Source organism: Pontibacter arcticus, assembly GCF_003284895.1.
Lineage (GTDB): Bacteria > Bacteroidota > Bacteroidia > Cytophagales > Hymenobacteraceae > Pontibacter > Pontibacter arcticus.
The window spans coordinates 282,593-304,290 of record NZ_QMDV01000004.1 but is presented as its reverse complement, the minus strand read 5'-3'; the positions used below and the strand labels follow the sequence as shown (position 1 = coordinate 304,290).

The following is a 21,698-nucleotide window of genomic DNA, read 5'->3' as shown; positions in this document are numbered from 1 at the left end:
TTGGTTACTAAAATTTGAGAGGCAGATCCTGCTCCAAAGAAAGGAATGAAACGGTTGTTACTAGTTGCATCCGGAAAAGTGCGTTTTAAGGTGGATTTACCATAGTCGGACCAAATCTACTTATAAATAGGAATACTTCATCAGAAATTTGTATGCATGCAGCCGGTTTCTAACTGATAGATCAAAATTAATATGACAGCTTAAGGAATTGAGCAAGCAGTGTTTATTTTAATACATGCCGTAATACGAATATATACGTACAATGATTGTTATAAATCATAAAAAATAAACTTTAAATGCTAAATTTTTAATTCCATAATTCTATCAGGCTTAGTATCAGTTCCTGAAGGCTGGCGACAACATTCATCCGATTATTTAATTAAAGGTAAAAGATCAGTCGTTTAGATTAAGTTTTGTGTCAGCTGTTGTTATAACAGGAACTGTTATAATATATTTTTTTTGTCTCAACTACATTTTACCTCCTGAATCGACTGGCATAACTAAAAGAATCAGATCATACATTGGCAGCTAGCATCTCCTTTAAATCCGGCATCCGTCTTAATTAACTTTCATCAGCTTACGGGTTGTTTGCTTTGTACCAGCCCGGAACTGCAACAAGTAAGTACCTGCTTTTATACTTTGCAGATCAAGGGTTTGCTTAAACAACTGCTGGCTTTTGATGTGCTTCGAGGTACGAAGCATGCGCCCAGACAGATCTGTTACTTGTATTGTCACTTCGCCACGGTAATCATCAGTTAACTCTACCTGCACTTTGCCTGCAGATGGGTTCGGATACACAACGATCGCATTTCCCGCTATTTCCTCGTCAGCTGCTAAAACTACGTTTTGCCACGGCAGTAAGCCCGCTTCGGGTGTTGGCAGTTTTACAGAAGTATAAAGCCTGAACTCGCCGGGCTGCAGCATGATAATTTCTGCAGGGTTGGTTACCGAAACTTCCTGGCCGGTAAAGTAATCGTACCACTTGCCAACCCTCGGAAAGTTAGCCTGTGGCGCCTGTACCTGCACATCAAAATTCCCGATCAGAAACACCATCACCTCGTCCTTGTTCAGGGTGATGCGTTTTACAGTAGAGTTTACAGCTAATGAATAATCTGTTGTCTGGAAGACAGGTTGCGTCAGTTTCAGCTTGATCAGCTCGGCGTACACTTTGTAGAGTTTCTGGCGTTCCGGATCTTTCTGGTATTCCCAACGGATTGGTTTTGCCGCTACCCGGTCAATGTGATCGATCGATACATCGTAACCCAGCTCCCCAAACTGCCAGATCATTTTAGGACCGGGCACAGTAAAGAAAAAGGCAGCTGCCAGTTTTGCGCGATTCAAGGCGGTGGTCAGGTTTTTGGTATCATATCCGGCACCGGAACGGCCGTTCTTAAGTACATCAAACAGCTGGCGTTCTTCGTCGTGGCTTTCCATGTAGCCAACTACATTCGGGTTCTGCCAGGCGCGCTGTTTGTAAGATAGCCATTCAAAATTAGCCGTATTTCCTTTGGCTGCGTTGCGGTAATCGTGGTTAGAATTTCCCCAGAATAGCATGCCGTAATCGGCCAGCTCTTTTTCCTCTTTATTATCTGCGAAATGTTCCAGAATAACATAGGCGGTCGGGTCGTAGCTGCGGATGGTGTCGTAAATGCGTTTCCAGGTTTGCACGCGGCCCGCATCGTAAGCGCTCCAGGCAGTTACATCGGCCCCAGTGTTTTTCTGTGTAAAGCCTTTCGACAAATCGTAGCGATAACCATCAAACTTATACTCTTCGAGCCAGTAACGCGATACCCGGTCTACAAACGCTTTCGTGTCCGGGCTTTCGTGGTTAAAATCGAAAAACACGTTAAACGGGTGGGTGGCGTTCTGGTTGAAGTATGGATTATTGGCTGCCGGCTTATCGCCATCCCAGTACATTTTCACATACGGAAATTCGTAATCGGCCTGGTTCAGCACCATGTCCAGTATAACTGCCATACCATGTTCGTGACAGGTATCGATAAAAGTTTTCAGATCATTTGCGGTGCCATAGGCTTTGTCCGGCGCAAAATAAAAGATCGGGTTATAGCCCCACGAATCGTTTCCGGAAAACTCTGTAATAGGCATCAGCTCTATGGCATTTACGCCCAGGCGCTTCAGGTAAGTCAAGGTATCGGTCAGGGTTTTGTAATTGCGGGTAGCCACAAAATCGCGGAGCAGTAACTCGTACACCACCATGTTTTTCGGGTCGGGGCGTTTAAAGTCGGTTACTTTCCAGTTGTAAGCTGTCTGGTTTGTTTGCAGCACCGATACAATGCCTTTCGCACCGGCCGGGTACGGTTTCAGGTTCGGATAATTAGCTGCGGTCAGAAATTTGTCGTTGTTCGGGTCGAGGATCTTTTCGGTGTACGGATCTGCCACCGCCAGTGAGCCATCCACTAGATACTGGTAAGCCACCTCCTGCCCTGCCGGTACGGTTAACGAGAGCCAGTAACGGTTGCCATCGGGTGTGCGGTTCATAAGGTATTGCGGAGAAGCAGTCCAGTTATTGAACTCCCCAATCGCATACACAAAGCTTTTTTGCGGTGCATATAATGACAAAATTACTTCAGTAGCGCTAGTGTAGTTTATGCCATCTTTGATGTTGGCAGGTAGCGCGGCCACTGCCGGCTGCGGCTTCACGGTAAAATAAAACGTATCGTTGGCAGCTTCGGAAGCAGTTTTGGCTTCTACGATGATGGTTTTCTGAACGCCTGTTTCCGACCCTGCATTTAACGTATAAACCAGTGTTTCTTTATCCTGCTCTGATTTAAGGATGGTAGCACCAGACCGAAGGTTCAAATTCGCTTTATCGGATGCTACAGCTTTAACCGGAATGCTTGCATTGGCATCTACATAAAAATATTGGGCAACAGGCGTTTCGAAGGATACATTGAGTTTATCCGGGTAGATGGTCACAAATAAATCTTCCGTCTGTGCTTTGCCATCGCCGCTTTTCAGCAACACGCCTAACCGTTTAATTTCCTTGTCGGCGGGTACGTTGAAATACTGGCGCGGTACAAATTTTATCTGCCATTTATTATTGCCCAGGTGCGTCATTTTACCAGCCGGAAAAGGCTTCGAGAAATCAGTCTGGCCGGTGGGCTGAAACTGAAAGGCATCGCCGTTCTCAGTGGTACCTGCTCCAGACCATAAATATACATCGTCGGTTTTGCCAAGCAGGGCTTTAGCCCGGGAATCTTTTGCCTGGCTAACATCAAAGATCAGCGTTATTTCTTTGTCAGTGGATGGGAAAGCCGGCTGGGTGGTAACAACCTGCCCTGCCGCCTGCATACAAACCATGAAAAATAAAAAGAGAGAGAAGTAGAGTTTTCGCATGCAGGTATAGTATAGTATGTTAAATCAGATACAAGTTAATCTTAAAATCTGTATCACAGTTAATTGCCACTTGTTGCGAACAGCTTAAAATGAACAGTACATTGGTTTCCGGAAAGGTCCTTTCAAATTTAAAGCTGCCTGGGTAATTGTAGAATGCTTTTTTTGAGTAATCCTTTTCTGATAAGTTGCGTACTACGTTTGCTTGTGGGTTTACGTTGCTATATTCTAAACTATTCTGCATTTAAAATGCATCGAACCGTATTATTAAATTTTTATCTTAAATTGAGCACAGCAAATCTGCATGTACAGATTTATACTTCCCGGCTGATGCTTCCCTGATCTCTGACTAAAATACGTTTACGAACATACCTGCAACCACCGGATTCCAAATTTAAACTATAACTTATCGCGCTTAAAATTTACCCGAACCAGATGGCACAAATTTCACCTTCTACCAAGTCTTCGTCAGCTGACACGCAATACGACACCACCCAGAACTACACGGGGCCATTGGTTACCGTTACGCTTCTTTTCTTTATGTGGGGTTTCATTACGTGCCTCAACGATATCTTAATCCCGAAACTGCAACAGGTATTTACCCTGCAGCACTGGCAGGCCATGCTTATACAGTCGGCATTTTTCGGGGCCTACTTCTTTATCTCGCTTTTATACTTTGTTTTCTCCGTTACCAAAGGCGACCCGATCATGAAGATCGGATATAAGAACGGTATCATTGTAGGCCTGGTAGTGGCCGCTACCGGTTGTGGGTTGTTTTTTCCGGCTGCCAGTTTAGAGAGCTACGGCTTTTTTCTGGGGGCTTTGTTTGTACTGGCTTCTGGCATCACCATTCTGCAAATTGCCGCTAACCCATATGTTACCATACTTGGTTCCCCCGAAAGCGCTGCAAGCCGCCTGAACTTAACGCAGGCCCTTAACTCGTTGGGTACAACAGTGGCTCCTTTGCTGGGCGGCTGGCTTATTTTTGAAGGCGCCGACCAACTGGCCAACAACGCAGATTCTGTTAAATTGCCCTATATTGGTCTGGCTTTGGCCCTGTTACTGATCGCAGTTTTCATCAAGGTTTCGCGTTTGCCACAGGTGCAGGGCGAAGCTAAGATCGCAGCCAGTTCAGGTGCGCTGCAGTACCGCCACCTGGTGCTGGGCATTATCTGTATTTTTATGTATGTGGGTGGCGAAGTGGCTATTGGCAGTACGCTGATCAACTTCTTTAAACTACCTGAAATTGGCGGCCTCACCGAATCTGAGGGTAAGCATTACCTTTCGTTTTACTGGGGAGGTGCTATGATCGGCCGTTTCTTTGGTGCTATCGCCTTATCGCATGGCAAAAGTAAAAGCTTTAAATACGGCGTTATTGGCTTAATTACAGCCGTTGCGTTTATTACCATCTTCAGTATCTATGGCCTGGATCAGGCATTGATCGCCCTTGGCCTGATCGCGCTTAACTTTGTTGTGCTGCTGGTGGCTGGTTTCGTTCCGAACAGAACACTGGGTTATTTCGCGGCCAGTGTTATCGCGTTGCTGCTTATTACGTGCTTTGCCGAAGGCGCTGTTGCTATGTGGGCGGTTATCGGTATCGGTCTTTTCAACTCTATCATGTTCCCGACAATCTTTACGCTGGCCATCCGTGGGTTGGGCGTGCATACCAGCCAGGGCTCTTCGCTTTTGGTGATGGCGATTGTTGGTGGCGCTATTATTCCGCCGCTGCAAGGCTACGTTGCTGACGTGAGCGGTAATCTGCAGCTGTCGTTTCTGGTGCCGTTGTTCTGCTACCTGTACATTGTTTACTATGGCTTCTTCGGATCTAAAGTAGAAAAAACAGACCCGACTGCGCTAGCATAACTCAAGTATAAATTCATAAAAAAAGCCCCTGCAGCGTGTTGTTGCAGGGGCTTTTTTATAGGGTAATCTGATAATTCATACTTTGTAAAGTATGGATTCCTTTTTTTATACTTTATACTTCTGCCGTTCGGCCGTTGTTGGTGTTTTCACCGACAACTGTACGTTAGCCTCTTGAGGCTTGCTGGTGAAAACACGCAGCAAGGGCAGCTTCTATCTATTCTGAATTATAGTTCTTTAGTTGATCTTAATCACCCGCAAATAATCGAGCATGGCTTGGTTCACGTCGCCGTTCATGTTCTCGTTATGCGGCTCGAAAGATAAGGTCAGTTCGTGTTTTCCTTTGGTAAGTTCTACCTGAACTGCGTTTGTAAAACCCCAGTTGCTCCACTCGTCAGAACCACGTTGCGGCAATACGATTGTACCTAAAAAGGTATTTCCTTTCTTTAGCGAACGGATGGCAGCTTTGTTGCTGGTGTTGATAGGGCCGTTGCCATTCGCATACCTGAAATCAAGCGCGTAAATTCCAGCTTCCGGCACTGTGATGCTGATTTTTACCTGCGTGTTTTTCTGTTTGCTGATCTCCACAAAACCTGTTCCTGTAAAATCGCGGTACGGAAGGCTGGCTTTTGGAGCAAATTTTTCAAGCTGAAGTACCTGCTTATACTTCTCTGCTACTACCATCACAGGCTCGCTTCCAAGCGAGGTCACGCCATTTTCGTCTTCAGCCAACACCATGTACTCAGCATACTTGGCAGGTATTGCGGCTATACTTGTGTTTTGGGTTTTCTCCTGTAATTGTCCGTTTTTAAGAACCTGGTAAGCCACGGCACCTTTAACAGTCGACCAGCTTAGTTTACCCGCGTTGTAAGTTACTTTAGGCGTTTCCGGGGTAGTATAATTGGCAATATTATTTGTTTCGGTGTCGGTTTGGTTGTTAGCCAACTCGATTATGATAGTATGATTGCCAGCCAGATTACCGGGGATAACAGCGCTTGCCAGCGGTTTGCCATCTAGTGTTATACTTTTGATCTGGTTGCCATAACCACTCATCTCAAAGTTAAGAATAGCATTGCGGTAGGTATAATTAGAAAGCGTGCGGTTTCCGGCGAAGGCTTTCGGTACAAATGGTTTTAATACCAGCTGCTCGGCCTCATGATTCATCCCGAAAAATACTTTATACACCAGACTCAGGTTACCGGCCAGGCTCCAGAGCATGTTGCTGGAGTTTACCTGTGTGCCGGCATAATCGCCGTTATCGGCCACAAAATTTTCTTTATTGGTTAGGAACAGCGCGGCAGGCCGGTAAATGGCGCTGATGCTTTCGGTCAGAGATTTTTCGTTACCGGCTTTGTAAGCGGCCAGTGCCCAATACGACTGCACAAACGGCCAGATGCCATTGTTGTGGTATGGCGGAATGCCCGGAATGGTCGGAAAAATGTTGGGAATACCGAATTCTGTAACCGGGGTTTTAGCAACGATGGTTTTGCTGCGGCTTTCGTCGGCTACATCAAAAAGTATAGTCAGGGCCTCACCCAATGCTTCCGCTGAAGGCGATAATACGTTGTAGTTGCGGCCATACAGGTATTGCCCGTAGTACCCTTTTTCAGGTTGCCACAGGTGCTTGTTCATACCCGCTTTTATACTTTCGGCCATACTTTTATAGCTTGCAACAGCGTCAGTATCACCTAAAAGTTCAGCCATCTCAGCTGCTACCAGGTGCGCTTTAAAATGAACAGCGTTGGTACCCAGGTTCTCGGATTCGTAAATATCGGCAGGCTGCATCCAGCGCGGGTAACTTTGCTCGCGCCAGTCCAGGAAAGAAGATTCGCCGCGCACCATGCCCGTTTTCGGGTTAAAGGCATTTTTACGGTCATCTGCCAGCGAGTTTTTAATGATGGCATACGTATCGCGCAGCCATACTTTATCGCCGGTGGCTTTGTATACTTCCCAGGCCGCTACGGCCCACACCATGCGGTCGGTGGAGACCGGGTAAGCGCCGCCAGTGCCGGTATCCTGCACTATGCGACCATTTTTCACTTTGCGCAGCAGGCTATACTTCGATACCTGGGGCTGCAGCTGGGCCATCGAAAGGATAATGCTGTAACTGATGTCGCGGGTCCAGACGCCGGCCCACTCCTGCCCTGTCCGGAAAGTACTGTCGGGCTCCACGGCCTTGATCATTTCTTCGATGGCGAGGTTATACAAGGCATCGCTCACCGGAAAATCAGAAGTATAGATTGGGAAAGCCGCTGCCTCGCGCGACATGCTCCATTGCTGGGCTGTCATTTTTTCGTCGCGGTTCTCGTTCATCAGCAGCGTTATTTCATAAATACCGTCGCCATCTTTATCGAGCAGTTCGGCTTCTTTTTTGCCGCCGAGGTTGTCAAAATCCCAGCTCAGCGGATCGGTGCCGCCCGCAATGTAAACGCCCTTAAAATCTTCCTTGTAAATTTTATCGCCGGTAGGCGAAGTATAAAACCCGTCTTTCTTAAACGCTTCGAAAACAGGCCGCATATCCAGCCGGATTTTCATTTGCGTATTGGGTGCCAGGTATACATCAGCGGGTACTTCAGCATCGTCTTTCAACTGCTTGCCAAACGTAATAACAGGCGTCTGGCACACGCCATTGTCAGCGATACAGTTAAACAGATGGTCGGTGCCGGGCTGCATTTCGTTGTCGCGGCCGTTGATGGCAAACTTAAAAACCACCTTTGGCGTGAGCGTGGCGTTAACCGGACTCTGGTAATCGGAAGTGATCTGAGTGGGTGAAAGGATACGCGCGGTATATTCGCCCTGCACAACACTATCCGGGTAAATACTGAAATTCTCGGAAGTATAAAGTGCTTGTTTTTGTGTCATTTCTGAAGAAGCTGCCGCATTACCGGCCGGTTTTGGTGCCTGGCAGGCACCAGCTAAAACTAATATGCAAAACATGCCTGATCTGAGCAAAGTATGTTTCATGGAGATTCGGGTGGTTTTTAGAACAGACGTAAGATGTGCCTGCGCTGTGAAGTATAAAAAGCCAAATTTAGACAAATTATTTGTTTCGCATTTTTGTGGTTGGTTTGCAACTGGCAAGCAAGTCTGCTTTTATACCTGATCTTGATTTTTAGTGCACGCCATACTTTGCAAAAAATTTGTTCTCGGCATCTACCGTCCCGATCAGGATAATTTCTGCCTCTGCCGGAATAACCATACTTGGAACAGGGTTAATAATCAATGATCCGTCGTGGCGGATAGCGATAATGGTGCAGCCTGTTTCCTGCCTTACGGAAGAATGTGCAATGGTGCGCCCGGCCAGCTGCTTCGGAACCTTTACTTTAACTAGATCCAGCCCTTCGGCTACCATCATAATATCGCTGCGCTTCAGCAGGTTAAAAATGGTATTTGCGCCCATTGATGCATACGACATCACAAAATCAGCGCCTGCCCGGTGCAGGGTAGCCAGGTTGCGCTCAAGCGTAGAACGCGTAATAACCTGGATGTCAGGGCGCAGGCGGCGGCAGTAAATGGTCAGGTACACATTCAGGTCATCGTCGTGCGTAGTGATGATGACACAGGAAGCTTCATCGATACCGGCTTTTTTCAGAACTTCGAGTTCGGCAGCATCGCCCGAGATATACTTGGCATCCTTGTGCTTGACACGTTCCGGCATTTTTTCTACAATCCTGTAATCCAGGTTGCGGGCCATAAGTGCTCTGCCGGTAGCTCTGCCCACGCGCCCGCCCCCAATAATGATAACGGGTGTGGTTATTTCCTGCTTACAACCATACAGTTGGTTATACTTTTCAATCTGCACATCAGAGCCGGCCAGTACCAGTACGGTGGTATCGGAAATGCACGTTTCAGGTTGGGCGGCCTTAAACTTGCCTCTTTCCCAAACACCTACCACACTCAGGCCCACCTGTTCGCGCAACCTGGTTTCCTTTAACATAAGCCCCACCAGTGGCGACCCGGCTACGGCCGCTTCTGCAATCTGCAACTCTCCGAACCGGCCAATTACATGTGAGCTGGCATCGCCTACATTGGCCCTCCTCGACAGGAACATCCCCATTATTTCGCCGAGGCGCAGTACGTGGTTGCTGCCTGCCAACTTTAAAATATCTTCAGAAGCTTCCTGACTGCAAGTGGCAATGATGGGCACCTCTGCACTGATATCCCGGACGGTGAAAGCCACGTTTGTATTGATAACATCCGTGGAAGTGGTCGCTACCAAAGCAGCCTGTTTTACCTGTACCCGTTCGTACGTTTCCGGATCATCCAGGTCCCCGAGCATTACGTTTACGCCTAGCTCATGCAGTCGCAACCCTTCGGCCAGATCTGGCACCAATACCACATAAGGATATTTAAACCGATTCAGTTTTTTGATCAGTGCTTCTGTTACGGGGCCATAATGTGTCAGTACAACGTGCCCGTGGGTTGCGGTGTCCAAAGAGCGGGGTACGCGCGCATGTTCCTGGGCTTTCATCCAGGGTGAATAAAAGAAGTTGATAAAAGTGAATGGGAACAGGATCAGGAGCAATACCATTCCGGACAGCAGCACGACTATGGAAAAGAAGCGGCCGGCATCGCTGTGGAACGTTATATCGCCAAAACCAAGCGTGGACATTACAGTAAGCGTCCAGTAAAAACCTGTAACCCAGGAGTGTTGCTGCCCCTCGCGGAGCATGAGCAGGTGAAAGATAAGGGTAAAGGCAAGTACCAGGAGCAGTAACACACCCAGGAACTTACCAAGAAGCTTGAGGTTACGCCGGTCGGGTTTGTTACGCAGAAAAATAATAAGCTGAGTAGGCAGAAATTTCATAAGTATAGCCTTGTACGGAGGAATAGGGCGTACTGATATTTTATACTTTGCTATATATATGCTATGTATTCGGGAGGTAGGGAGGAATAATATTAGTGGATAAAACTTACGTGTTTTTATCCTTTTCCTTACATTAGATGGATTATATCCCAGGAGATGTGGGCTATCCGATGAACGCATTTTACTTACATATATAGTGCAGATAAGCGTATGTTCTCGTTTATCTGGTAGTTGGCGCATATGCAAGAAATGAAAACAAAAATTAAGGATATAAACCAAGGTGACGTTTTAACTTTCAAAGCAAGCGACGAAAGATTCAAAGTGCTCTTGTGTACGAGCACCCATAAGGAAATAAGCCCTAAGAATTTCACGTTTGCTGCATTGACGATTGACGAGCAAGAAAAGCCAACAATAGAAACTATAATCGATAGCGACTTTTTCGGTATTGGAAACACAAAGAATGACTACTTCAAATATTCAGACGAGGAACTAGAAAGAATGTGGTCAATCCATCCTGAATTAAAACCATATTTCCTAGGTTCTTACGGACTGATAATATGGAGAAAAGACTTAATGAAGTTTCAGGATAACTTTGAAATAATTGGAAGCCTGAAAATAGTTGATAACCTTGATAAAAACGGAAATGGAAGTATGAACGCAAGTGACTGGGACTATTTAACAGACTTCTTCAATGGAAAATATATTTCAATTCTTATGGGCAGGGGACAGAAATTATTTAAAGTGAAGTCAATTATAAAAACATAAAAAAGCACAATGCGCCAACCCTGTATATACTACATGCTTCGGCTAAAGCCTCGCAAGTGGCATATACTAACACCGTTGGCAGTTGTAAACAGGAAAAAACAGAAATGAAAGAGCAAGTAATTAGAGCAAATGGCATTGAACTGTACACAGAAAGTGTTGGCAATGAAAATAACCCTGCTATTTTATTAATTGCAGGAGCGACTGTTTCAATGCTCTTTTGGGACGCTGAATTTTGTGAGCGGTTAGCGGAAAAAGGATTATTTGTAATTCGCTATGACAACAGAGATGTCGGGAAATCAACTTTTTACGAGCCAGGCTTAACACCTTACGATATTGTTGATTTAACTGATGATGCCATTTTAATTTTGGATGGTTACAATATTGACAAAGCTCATTTTGTTGGTTTATCCTTAGGCGGACTAATTTCTCAAATTGCTTCAATAAAGTATCCTGGCAGAGTTAAATCATTAACACTTATATCGACGGGGCCCTGGGGAGACTCTGACCCTACTATTCCAGAAATGGATACACGTATCTTAGATTTACAAAGTAAATCAGGTACAGTGGATTGGACGCAGGAAGATAGTGTTGTAAATTATTTAATTCAAAGTGCTGAGTTAATGTGTGGCGCAAAAAAATTCGACAAACAAAGAAGTGAAAAGCTAATAATTGCGGAGTTCAACAGAGCCAACAACTACCTAAGTATGTTTAATCATGCCGCCTTAGGAGGAGGTGAAGCTTATTGGAATAAATTAAATGAAATTAACCAACCAACGCTGATCATACACGGAACAGATGACAAAATATGGCATTATAAAAATGCAGGTGTTCTACTTGAAAAGATCAAAGGCTCAAAATTAATTACCCTGGAAGGCACAGGGCACGAATTACGTTTTGATGATTGGGATTTGATAATTGACAGTATAGAAGAACATATAAACAATCAAAACGACCTCAACACACAGGTTAGTTAATTTCCGGTTAAGTGCATATTTGATATGTGCAGCTCGTCTCTAAAGTTATTGCCAGCATCCTGCCCGAAATCTTATTTGGTATAAGCAGTCTTTCAAAGTTTTAGATGCACTCTTTTTCAGGCTAACATACGTCCAACGTATGTTTTTTGCTTCTGGGTTAGATTGCCTTTTTTATACCTGGCGTGCTTACTTACTAAGATGTAAAAATTCCGTAAAGTACTTGTACCGGGTAGCACGGGCAGCTTACAAAAAAGTATAAGCGCTCAGCAGCGCTATACTTCCTGTTTTATACTTTAGCAAGTATACCTTAGCTGCCGGCAACTTTTGTTACACCAAACTTTACTTCCTTTGAAAGCAAATACGAAACGCCTGTACAGCGATGTCGGGTTCCTGACAAGTATAAACCCGCCCCGAAACTACAGGAACCTGGCCTCGCTGGAAAAAGCAGCAGACTACATTAAAACCGAGTTCGAAAAAGCAGGCGCCCCAACCGAATTGCAACATTGGGAAGCAGAAGGCAAAACCTATAAAAACGTGATCGCGACGTATAATGCCGGCAAACCAAAGCGTTTGGTTGTAGGTGCCCATTATGATGTGTGCGGAAACCAGCCCGGCGCCGACGATAATGCCAGCGCTGTGGCCGGCCTCCTCGAACTTGCCCGTATGGTGTTTGCACAGCAGCCCGTTCTAAATTATCAGATCGACTTTGTAGCGTATTGCCTGGAAGAGCCTCCTTTCTTTGCAACCGGTTTAATGGGCAGCTATATACATGCAAAATCTCTGCATGATAGCGGAGCTGATGTTATCGGGATGATCTGCCTTGAAATGATCGGTTATTTTTCCGATGCGCCCGAATCCCAGCCTTTTCCATCGCCTGAGCTGGCCAGTTTATACCCGCATACCGCCAATTTTATTATCGTGGTTGGCATCGAGCGGTATAAGGCTTTTAATGCAAAAGTTCATACCCTGCTGGCTGCTGCCGCCAACCTCGATGTGCAGGCCATTAACTTCCCGACTACGGATAGCCTGGCAGGCATGTCAGACCAGCGCAGCTACTGGAAATTCGGATATAACGCCCTCATGATCAACGACACAGCTTTTATCCGGAACCCGCATTACCACCAGCAAACTGATACAATTGACACCCTCGATTTTGCTAAAATGACCGAAGTTGTAGACGGAACTTATAACGCCATTATCCAAATTTATTAATCTAACTATCTTAATATTAGCTTATTAAAATACTATCTAAATCACTAAACGGTATTAACTCACTAAGCGTGTCGCACGTATCAACTAAGCGCCAGTAACTAAACGGTGCAATTTTAAGGTGATGGATCGGGCTTTTTTCAGCGCTGCTTCACCTCATATTTTATACATACTTATATATTTTACCTAAACAACCTATGAAAACAAACGCGTTAAAAAACTGGAAACTTGCTGCACTCTTTTTTGCAACATTTGCTGTAACATCCTGCGACGATGATGATGATGAAATAGACCTGGGCCGCATGTCGGCAACTGAATTTGTGCAGCGGGCAGCAGCCAGTGATGTATTTGAAATTACAACCGGTAACATGGCCAACGATAAATCGGAAAACCCGGCTGTAAAAACTTTTGGTCTAGAGCTAGTTACAGACCATACCGCATCAAGCAATGAACTGATGAACATAGCAAAAGCCAACAACATCAATGTACCGATGCCAACCCGTGAAACTTTGCCGGAAGATAAAAAAACCATCATCTCCCGACTGGAAGGGAAAACCGGCGTAGCCTTCGACCAGGATTTTGCTGATGTGCAGGAAGATGCACACGAAGATGCGGTTGAGCTGTATGAAGACGCCGTTGAAGACCTGGATAACGGCCCGTTAAAAGACTTTGCACAGAAAACCTTACCCGTTTTGCGCAAACATTTAGAACACGCCAAACAACTTGAGACGCAGGTAGGAAGCTAATAACCTTTTAGCCGATCTTACTTTTCTGAAAGTAGTTATTTTTTAATTTGCAAAAAGCCGGTTCTGTGCAGGACCGGCTTTTTGTTTTTTCTACAAAGTATAAATTGTTGAGAGGATGGAGTATGCTACTGAAAAGTATAGCATTTATTAACCTACTATTTTTATATTTACTAAAGTTAAAATCCTGACCTTTTTTATACCGAACCCCATGAAATGTATACTTCCTCTTGTGCTGGTTTTCCTCTTGTTTTTTCAGGGATGTTCGTCCCCGTCTGGCACCGAAAATGAGCGCAAGTCTAATACCACTGCTAACTACCTGGATTACTCCGGCCGGGAAGATGTGCTGAGCGGCGGTGCCCGGATGATCAAGATCTCTACCCCGAAGGGCGACTTTAACGTCTGGACAAAACGTGTAGGTAACAACCCAACCATGCGGGTGCTGCTGTTGCATGGCGGCCCTGGCGGTACCCACGAGGCCTTTGAGTGCTTTGACAGTTACCTGCCCAAAGCTGGCATCGAGTATTATTATTACGACCAGCTTGGCTCCCATTACAGCGACCAGCCCAACGACACCAGCCTCTGGAACATAGATCGTTTTGTAGAAGAAGTAGAACAGGTACGAAAGGCGCTCGACCTGGATAAAGACAACTTCTATTTACTGGGCCATTCCTGGGGCGGCATCCTGGCCACAGAGTATGCGCTAAAGTACCAAGATAACCTGAAAGGGCTGATCATTTCGAACATGATGTCGAGTGTGCCGGCCTATAATAAGTATGCTGAAGAAGTGCTTGGCCCGCAAATGCCCAAAGAAGTGCTTTCGGAAATAAAAGCGCTGGAAGTTAAGAACGATTTTGCAAACCCACGCTACATGGAGCTGCTGATGCCCCATTTTTATACCCAGCACGCCTTGCGCATGCCCCTGGAAGAATGGCCCGATCCGGTTAACCGTATGTTCAACCACATGAATAATACTATTTATGTACAGATGCAGGGCCACAGCGAATTTGGAATTACCGGCAATGCTTCCCTTAAAAACTGGGACCGCTCCCAAGACCTGGCTAACATCAAAGTACCAACTTTAACCATTGGCGGCCAGCACGACACCATGGACCCTAAACACATGGAGTGGATGGCCACACAGTTTCCGGAAGGCCGCTACCTGCATTGCCCCAACGGCAGCCACATGGCTTTCTACGACGATCAGCAAACCTATTTTAACGGACTTATTTCCTTTATCAAGGATGTCGATAACCCCGGCAAAGGCAATTAAAAGTATAAATGCTTCAAATAAAAAAGCCCGGCCTGCCAGGCCGGGCTTTTTTATTTGAAGCATTTATAAATTAGATTTCGATGGGGACATCGGCTGGCTGCGCTGTGATGATCCAGTTTCGGGCCTCCTCAAAATCTTCAAAAATGCGCATCCTTAGCAGGCCACTTACTTGTTCCTCCATCATCTGAGCTGATAAAGCTGCATAAGATTCAGGGTTAACCACATGCGCGAAATACCGCAGGCCGTTCTCCACTGCCAGTGGCGTCCATTCATTGGCAATCCAATCGTTGGCATGGTTCCAGTCTCCGATAACCAGGCGGTTGTCGTTTAACAGGTAGGGGCAATTATAATAAGCAAGCAATTCGAGGCAGGCATTTGCTCCCAGCATTACATTTTCCAAGGTCTGATAGCCTAGCCAGTTGTTATGCACCAGATTATATTTGTCCTCATACTCCACCGTCAGGAAAACATTCCCAAAAGCGTTGCAAATTTCTTTCTTCATGGCACAGGTAAGCTAAATGTATTTTTTATCAGAAGGGTAATATAATAAATCTAAAGTAAAATTTCCCTTAAAAAGCGCAGGCAAAAATCTGCCCTGCCTGACAGATGCTTTTATTCACACAATTTTCAATTTACAACGTATTGATCATCAAACATATTAATAAACTGACAAATATTTAAAATAAATATATTTAAGCACCGTCTTCCGCCTTATCTGGGAGTAAAAAGCTGAAGTAATCAACTTAGAAAACACAGCTGCATTATCCACTAGCTGGCTTAAGAAGAAAAGTTATCCTTAATTTATACTTTGCTGAGCTGTATGTAAAAGAAGGGAAAGGTTATACTTTCCTGAACCGGATTTAAGAAGAAGGTGAATAGCGCTGAATGGCTTTTACCTGCCCTACCAAAAATAAAAGCAAACCGACCGGCATCAGGGTGCTCACGCTAAAAAGCAGCAGCAGGTAGCCTGGCAGGCTGCCGTAACCAAGCCAGTTCAGGATTCCCTGCAAAAAAAGTATACTTTCGCTACTGATAAAACCAAGTATAAATAGCCCGACTCCCCACCTGCTAACCCTTTTCTGCATACTGAGCCATCTCAGTTGCACAAAAAAAGCAAGTATAAAAAAGCTAACGAACCCAATTAAAACCAAGTGTAGGTACCCGATAATGAAGTTCCGGAAAGTATAGGCCAGGTTAGCCACGTACGGAAACGCAGAGGTAAACTGCATCAGTACTTTAAAAACAAAAGCCGTAGCAGCCAGTAAAAACAGAACCCGGACCCAGCCTGTAAATAACGCCAAAAGTTGCTTGCGTAGTGGCCGTAACATACTGATTAATAACCCAAGCGCAATTACCTGAGCCAACGCCGCTGTTCCGCCGATAAAATAAACTATAGTTGGTGGTTTTATCCAGAGTACAGATAGCAGATAAGCAGGAAAACAAGCCCAGCACATCAGCCTGAAAAACAATTGGCTATACTTTTTATTGAAGTCGATTTTATACTTTTCGAGGAGCCAGCACAGCAGGCCAAGCACTACAAACGTAAACCAGCCGTTGTACAGGAAGTGCAGGTAAAAATAGATGGCGTTAAAGTATAGTTCGGTGCCGCTGTTGCCTGTCCCCATGATCGGGCCCATCGCCCAGGGCCCAAGTGTAGAAAGTACCAGAAAAAACAGCGCCGCTTTTATAAACCGAAACGATACTTTATACTTGCCAGCGACTACTTTTGCAGCTTTGGCATCTTTCAGAAACCTGTATACAAACCAGTAGCTCAGCAGTATGTGCAACGTGGAAAACGTAATGGAAACAGCGCCGTAGCCCTGCAACGGAAAACTCAGCAACATACCCAGCACCGCACCCTGCGAAAGCCAGAATTGCCAGGCATAGGTTGGTTTGGAACGCAGGTTTACCGGGAGGTAAGCATACAGCAGCGCTACAAAACAGGCCGGGTAAAGCCAGCCCAGCAAGGCCACATGCGAGTGCGCGTGCAGCAGGTATTTGTAATTGATACCCGCAAAAGGCGACACCACCTGCCAGCGGAGCAGCAACCCAAGCAGTGCCACTACTACAAAGTTCAGCAGCGCGACCAGTAACCAGTTCTGTTTTTTTGTGATATCCAATTCGTGTACGGAATTACGTTGCCTTATACTTTGATCAGGCCAGACAGGGTGCAGTTTGAAGTATAAGTGCAAGTATAAAGCTATTGCCGGAAGTATGAAATGATGTAGGTCATGTTACAAGTTGGGCATAAAAAAAACGCTTTCCGGTTAGAAAAGCGCTTTTTTATACTTTGAGGCTGTTTAGAGTTTTAAACAAATAAATTACTACGGCCCTTGCTGCGTGTTTTCACCAGCAAGCTCCTATTGGTGAAAGTATAGTTGTCGGAGAAAACACCAACAACGGCAGGTTTAGGTACTATAATTGATAAAAAAAGCGCCTTCCGGTTAGAAAGGCGCTTTTTTAATATGTTGTTATTTTGCAGCGGTTCGTTCTATCTCCCGCAGGTTTTCCATTTTCTTGTTTCTGAGGAAGCCGTTGATATCTTCGAAGTGCTCGCGGATACGCTTGTTGCCAAATTCGTATACTTTGTTGGCCAGCCCGTCCAGGAAATCCCTGTCGTGCGATACCAGTATTAATGTTCCATCGAACGCTTTCAAAGCATCTTTCAGGATATCTTTTGTGCGGATATCTAGGTGGTTGGTAGGCTCATCCAGTATCAGCAGGTTAACCGGTTGCAGCAACAGTTTGATCATGGCCAGTCGTGTTTTCTCGCCACCTGACAGCACTTTTACTTTCTTCTCAATCGTTTCGCCACTGAACATGAAGGCGCCCAGCATATCTTTAATGCGCGTACGCACATCGCCAATCGCAATCTGGTCTATCGTCTGGAAAACGGTCAGTTCTTCATCCAATAAAGAGGCCTGGTTCTGGGCAAAGTACCCGATCATGCAGTTGTGGCCCAGTTGCAGTTTCCCGTCAAAATCAATTTCGCCCATAATGGCTTTTACCAGCGTAGACTTTCCTTCGCCGTTTTTGCCTACAAACGCTATTTTCTCGCCACGTTCAATGGTAAGCGATGCATCGGCAAATACGGTATGGTCGCCATACTTTTTGGTTAAACCTTCGGCCACCACCGGGTAGTTGCCCGAGCGCGGTGCCGGCGGAAATTTAAGGTTAAGCGCAGACGTATCTACTTCATCCACCTGGATGATCTCGATTTTCTCCAGCATTTTTACCCTGGATTGTACCTGCAGCGTTTTAGAGTAGGTACCTTTAAAGCGGTCGATAAAGCCTTGTATATCGGCAATCTCTTTCTGCTGGTCTTCGAACTGGCGCTGCTGCTGTTCGCGTCTTTCTTTACGCAGCTGTAGATATTGCGAGTAATTTACTTTGTAATCGTAGATGCGGCCCATCGTTACTTCGATGGTGCGGTTGGTGATGTTATCGACAAAGGTCTTGTCGTGCGAGATCACGATCACGGCCTTGGCGTTGTTCACCAGGAAATCCTCAAGCCACTGAATCGATTCGATGTCCATGTGGTTGGTCGGCTCATCGAGTAAGATCAGGTCAGGCTTCTGTAAAAGGATTTTGGCCAGCTCGATGCGCATGCGCCAGCCACCACTAAACTCGCGCGTCGGGCGGGTAAAATCGGCCCTTAAAAAGCCAAGACCCAATAGCGTTTTCTCTACTTCGGCATCAAAGTTTATCTCTTCAACGGAGTAATATTTTTCGCCAAGTTCGGATACCTGCTCGATCAGTTTGTAATAATCATCGGAGTCGTAGTCGGTGCGGGTTTCGAGCTGGGCGTTCAGTTCGTCCATCTGCTTTTTCATGTCCAGCACTTTGCCAAATGCTTTCGATGCTTCCTCAAATACGTTGCAATTATCTTCGGTGAGCAAGTGCTGCGGCAGGTACGCAATCACGGCATCTTTCGGGGCCGATACTTTGCCACGCGTCGGTTTGCTCACGCCAGCAATAATTTTAAGCAGCGTTGATTTGCCTGCGCCGTTCTTACCCATCAGGGCGATGCGGTCGTTTTCGTTGATGTTAAAAGCGATGTTGCTGAAAAGTGCCGAGCCGTTAAACTCGACTGTAACTCCGTCTACTGAAATCATGATTTTCTAAAAATAAGCCTGCAAAGATAAGGTTAATTCTGACCAATTTCATTGCAAAGTATAACTGAAACTGCACAACAGCAGCTGGCTGGTTAAAAGTTTAGCTTCTATATCAGAAATCAAATTCAGGGATTATACTTCTGCTTATACTTTTATTCAGAAAAAGCTGATGCAGCCAGCCCTTGCTGTGTGTTTTCACCAGCAAGCACCAATAAGCAGAAGTATAGTTGTCGGTGAAAACACCAACAACGGCGCGACGGCAGGTACAGCTATACTTTATACTTTCGTCTGAAACCAGAAAGCCGCCCGGCTACAAAGCAAAGCGGCTCTCTGAAGTATAATAAAGGGTTGATTTTACGGGGTGATCACGATTTTGCCGGTAGTGTGCTGCGTCTGGATCTGGTCTAATGCTTCAGCGGTTTGCTCCAAAGTATAAGATTTAGTTTTCGGCACGTTCAGTTTTCCGTCTTCTGCCAGCTGGCGCATGTGCTCGAGTTGCTTTGAATTTGGCTCCACAAACACGTACGTAAAATCTATACTTTTATCAAGGTCCTGGCCTTGGTTTAAGATCGAAACCAACTTCCCTCCCGGCTTCAGGGCTTCTAAACTTTGCGTCAAGGTTTCGCCGCTGGCACAATCAAAGATCAGGTCTACGCCCTCCGGAAGTATGGCTTTTACAGCCTGGCCAATGTGATTATCTTTGTAGTCGATGGTATGGTCGGCGCCAAGCTCTTGCATGTAAGCATGGTTTTTCTCGCTGGCTACTCCAATTACGGTAGCGCCTTTTTCTTTCGCCAGTTGGATGCCTATGGTGCCCACGCCGCCCGATGCACCAAGTATAAGTACCGTTTGCCCTGCCTGCAGATTGCCCGCATCAAACATGGATTGGTACGCCGTCAGCCCCACCAACGGAATGCCGGCTGCTTGTTCCCAGGTCATATTTTTTGGTTTGGATGCCAGGTAACTTTCCGGAATAACGATATATTCTGCAAAGGTACCGTATTGCATCGTTGGCCTGCGCGCATAGGCGTATACTTCGTCGCCAACCTCGAACCGGCGGGCACTGAAAGCATGCTCCTCTACCACGCCAGCCACGTCCCAACCCGGAATAACCGGAAACTGGTAAGGCAGCATTTCTTTCAGGTAGCCCTCGCGCACTACATAATCCACAGGGTTTACGCCAGCCGCTTTTATCTTCACCAGTACCTCCCCTTCTTTCAGTTCAGGTATCTCTACGGTACTAATTTTTATCTTGTCGGAGCCGCCGAATTCTTCATAAATCGCAGCTTTCATTTGTTTTGCCATAGGTTGTATTTTCTTTTTTGATAGTAAAGTATAACCTGATCGGCCGAAAATGGTTGGCGGGAATGTAGGATGATAGCTAAGTGCAAAGTATAAGCTGCTGTTGCAAACTCTTTCTTCCACTAATTTTCATTCTAGTTTATAAAAGATAAACACCAAACTATTCGTATACGCATTGTAAAAACTATACTTTGACGCTATTAAAAATATAACCGCCTTATAATCAGCTTAACAACATAAATCTATACTTTTCAGCTATATTTGTATAGAAAATTATCCTGAAATCTCCCTTAAAAGAGTTACCTTTTACAGATAAGCCCGTATAAGCAGAAAGTATTATATATTAAACATCTAATACTTTAACAGATTCGCTACTTAAAATTCAGATGCTTGTGTATCAGACAGATCTAAATCAGGCTAAAAGCTTCCTATTCAACCTGTTCCGCCAAAATGCTACGCCGGCAGCCCAGGACTGGCTTTCTCAGAAACTAACCCTGCTGGATACGGCCTTTTCGGAGAAAGACTTTTACCTGGCTTTTAGTGCAGTGCCCCGCTTTACCGGCAAAACGCCTTTACAACTAACAGCAGCAAGTATAGCCGAAGCCGATCAGCTTCGCACCGGTTTTTCGCCTGCTGCTTGGACGGTGGATCAACTGGCCCGAACACTGCTGTTGCTGGCATTGCCGTATGAGGAGAAAGAACGCTTCCTGAAGATCATCAACCAGTTGTATAATACCGCTGATATGGGCGAACTGGTTGCGCTGTACGCCAGCCTGCCTTTATTGCCTTACCCGGAAGCGTTTAAAGCACGCGCCGCCGAAGGTATCCGAACCAACATAGGCTCTGTTTTTGAGGCCATCGCGCTGCACAACCCCTACCCTGCCGATTACCTGGAAGAAGGCGCCTGGAATCAATTGGTTTTAAAGACTATCTTTACAGGTAAGCCGCTGTTTAAAATTTATGGTTTGGACAAACGCAGCAATCCGGCGCTGGCACGCATGCTTTCGGATTATGCGCACGAGCGTTGGGCAGCAGGCCGCACCGTTACCCCGGAATTATGGCGACCAGTAGGGCCGTTTATAGAGGAGCGTTTGCTGCAGGATATTAAAAGGCTTTTTGCGGAACCGGCCGGCCTGCAACACGAAGCTGCGGCACTTGCCTGCTACCAGAGCAACTCCACCGAAGCGAAAAATTTACTGAACGATCATCCCCAGCTAAAACAAAGTATAGAAAACAATGAAATTACCTGGGAACTGATCGGCACGAAAAACCTGGCTGTTTCCTAAAATTCTACAA

At 45.7% G+C, this 21,698-nt stretch carries 15 protein-coding genes; 8 read left to right on the top strand and 7 right to left on the bottom strand.

The window, feature by feature from the left end; all coding sequences use genetic code 11:
• Window positions 1-558 precede the first annotated feature (558 nt).
• Window positions 559-3,357: a DUF4961 domain-containing protein gene (locus DP923_RS14095; RefSeq protein ID WP_112306504.1), complete on the bottom strand. Its 2,799-nt coding sequence runs from the start codon at window positions 3,355-3,357 to the stop codon at window positions 559-561.
• 432 nt (window positions 3,358-3,789) lie between these two features.
• Between DP923_RS14095 and DP923_RS14085 the strand changes: the two genes are divergently transcribed.
• Window positions 3,790-5,217 (top strand): sugar MFS transporter, encoded by a 1,428-nt coding sequence (locus DP923_RS14085; RefSeq protein WP_112306502.1) that lies wholly within the window; start codon window positions 3,790-3,792, stop codon window positions 5,215-5,217.
• Window positions 5,218-5,451: 234 nt separating this feature from the next.
• Here DP923_RS14085 and DP923_RS14080 read toward each other — a convergent pair whose 3' ends face one another.
• Complete coding sequence (locus DP923_RS14080) at window positions 5,452-8,178, bottom strand: alpha-L-rhamnosidase-related protein (RefSeq protein ID WP_112306501.1); 2,727 nt, start codon at window positions 8,176-8,178, stop codon at window positions 5,452-5,454.
• A 148-nt stretch (window positions 8,179-8,326) separates the two neighbouring features.
• Complete coding sequence (locus DP923_RS14075; protein WP_112306500.1) at window positions 8,327-10,021, bottom strand: potassium channel family protein; 1,695 nt, start codon at window positions 10,019-10,021, stop codon at window positions 8,327-8,329.
• A gap of 249 nt (window positions 10,022-10,270) precedes the next feature.
• Here DP923_RS14075 and DP923_RS14070 point away from each other — a divergent pair, with 249 nt between their 5' ends.
• From DP923_RS14070 to DP923_RS14050, 5 genes are all read left to right on the top strand, one after another.
• Complete coding sequence (locus tag DP923_RS14070) at window positions 10,271-10,786, top strand: hypothetical protein (protein ID WP_125047745.1); 516 nt, start codon at window positions 10,271-10,273, stop codon at window positions 10,784-10,786.
• A 104-nt stretch (window positions 10,787-10,890) separates the two neighbouring features.
• Complete coding sequence (gene estT, locus DP923_RS14065) at window positions 10,891-11,760, top strand: macrolide hydrolase EstT (RefSeq protein WP_112306498.1); 870 nt, start codon at window positions 10,891-10,893, stop codon at window positions 11,758-11,760.
• Between the two features lie 348 nt (window positions 11,761-12,108).
• A complete protein-coding gene (locus DP923_RS14060) occupies window positions 12,109-12,972 on the top strand; it encodes a M28 family peptidase (RefSeq protein WP_112306718.1) in 864 nt (287 codons plus the stop codon).
• A 194-nt stretch (window positions 12,973-13,166) separates the two neighbouring features.
• The gene (locus tag DP923_RS14055; protein WP_112306497.1) at window positions 13,167-13,715 is read left to right on the top strand and encodes a DUF4142 domain-containing protein; all 549 of its coding nucleotides are present in this window, start codon (window positions 13,167-13,169) and stop codon (window positions 13,713-13,715) included.
• Window positions 13,716-13,923: 208 nt separating this feature from the next.
• Window positions 13,924-14,985 (top strand): proline iminopeptidase-family hydrolase, encoded by a 1,062-nt coding sequence (locus DP923_RS14050; RefSeq protein ID WP_112306496.1) that lies wholly within the window; start codon window positions 13,924-13,926, stop codon window positions 14,983-14,985.
• 70 nt (window positions 14,986-15,055) lie between these two features.
• On the opposite strand, the gene DP923_RS14045 is transcribed toward DP923_RS14050, so the two are convergent.
• The 3 genes from DP923_RS14045 to DP923_RS14035 all read right to left on the bottom strand — a co-directional run bounded on the left by DP923_RS14045 (window position 15,056) and on the right by DP923_RS14035 (window position 19,100).
• Window positions 15,056-15,487 (bottom strand): STAS/SEC14 domain-containing protein, encoded by a 432-nt coding sequence (locus DP923_RS14045; RefSeq protein ID WP_112306495.1) that lies wholly within the window; start codon window positions 15,485-15,487, stop codon window positions 15,056-15,058.
• Window positions 15,488-15,845: 358 nt separating this feature from the next.
• Window positions 15,846-17,105 carry a hypothetical protein gene (locus DP923_RS14040; protein ID WP_112306494.1) on the bottom strand — a complete coding sequence of 420 codons (1,260 nt, stop codon included), beginning with the start codon at window positions 17,103-17,105 and terminating at the stop codon, window positions 15,846-15,848.
• 351 nt (window positions 17,106-17,456) lie between these two features.
• Complete coding sequence (locus DP923_RS14035) at window positions 17,457-19,100, bottom strand: ABC-F family ATP-binding cassette domain-containing protein (protein WP_112306493.1); 1,644 nt, start codon at window positions 19,098-19,100, stop codon at window positions 17,457-17,459.
• 169 nt (window positions 19,101-19,269) lie between these two features.
• Between DP923_RS14035 and DP923_RS16885 the strand changes: the two genes are divergently transcribed.
• Window positions 19,270-19,392 (top strand): hypothetical protein, encoded by a 123-nt coding sequence (locus DP923_RS16885; RefSeq protein WP_262510392.1) that lies wholly within the window; start codon window positions 19,270-19,272, stop codon window positions 19,390-19,392.
• 62 nt (window positions 19,393-19,454) lie between these two features.
• Here DP923_RS16885 and DP923_RS14030 read toward each other — a convergent pair whose 3' ends face one another.
• Window positions 19,455-20,393 (bottom strand): NADP-dependent oxidoreductase, encoded by a 939-nt coding sequence (locus tag DP923_RS14030; RefSeq protein WP_239021043.1) that lies wholly within the window; start codon window positions 20,391-20,393, stop codon window positions 19,455-19,457.
• A 401-nt stretch (window positions 20,394-20,794) separates the two neighbouring features.
• Between DP923_RS14030 and DP923_RS14025 the strand changes: the two genes are divergently transcribed.
• Window positions 20,795-21,688 carry an EboA domain-containing protein gene (locus tag DP923_RS14025; protein ID WP_125047743.1) on the top strand — a complete coding sequence of 298 codons (894 nt, stop codon included), beginning with the start codon at window positions 20,795-20,797 and terminating at the stop codon, window positions 21,686-21,688.
• The last annotated feature ends 10 nt before the right edge of the window (window positions 21,689-21,698 follow it).

Excerpts from the sequence above, each read along its gene's own strand:
- DP923_RS14095 (WP_112306504.1), bottom strand. The coding sequence starts at position 3,357 with ATGCGAAAACTCTACTTCTCTCTCTTTTTATTTTTCATGGTTTGTATG.
- DP923_RS14085 (WP_112306502.1), top strand. The coding sequence starts at position 3,790 with ATGGCACAAATTTCACCTTCTACCAAGTCTTCGTCAGCTGACACGCAA.
- DP923_RS14080 (WP_112306501.1), bottom strand. The coding sequence starts at position 8,178 with ATGAAACATACTTTGCTCAGATCAGGCATGTTTTGCATATTAGTTTTA.
- DP923_RS14075 (WP_112306500.1), bottom strand. The coding sequence starts at position 10,021 with ATGAAATTTCTGCCTACTCAGCTTATTATTTTTCTGCGTAACAAACCC.
- DP923_RS14070 (WP_125047745.1), top strand. The coding sequence starts at position 10,271 with ATGAAAACAAAAATTAAGGATATAAACCAAGGTGACGTTTTAACTTTC.
- estT (WP_112306498.1), top strand. The coding sequence starts at position 10,891 with ATGAAAGAGCAAGTAATTAGAGCAAATGGCATTGAACTGTACACAGAA.
- DP923_RS14055 (WP_112306497.1), top strand. The coding sequence starts at position 13,167 with ATGAAAACAAACGCGTTAAAAAACTGGAAACTTGCTGCACTCTTTTTT.
- DP923_RS14050 (WP_112306496.1), top strand. The coding sequence starts at position 13,924 with ATGAAATGTATACTTCCTCTTGTGCTGGTTTTCCTCTTGTTTTTTCAG.
- DP923_RS14045 (WP_112306495.1), bottom strand. The coding sequence starts at position 15,487 with ATGAAGAAAGAAATTTGCAACGCTTTTGGGAATGTTTTCCTGACGGTG.
- DP923_RS14035 (WP_112306493.1), bottom strand. The coding sequence starts at position 19,100 with ATGATTTCAGTAGACGGAGTTACAGTCGAGTTTAACGGCTCGGCACTT.
- DP923_RS16885 (WP_262510392.1), top strand. The coding sequence starts at position 19,270 with ATGCAGCCAGCCCTTGCTGTGTGTTTTCACCAGCAAGCACCAATAAGC.
- DP923_RS14030 (WP_239021043.1), bottom strand. The coding sequence starts at position 20,393 with ATGAAAGCTGCGATTTATGAAGAATTCGGCGGCTCCGACAAGATAAAA.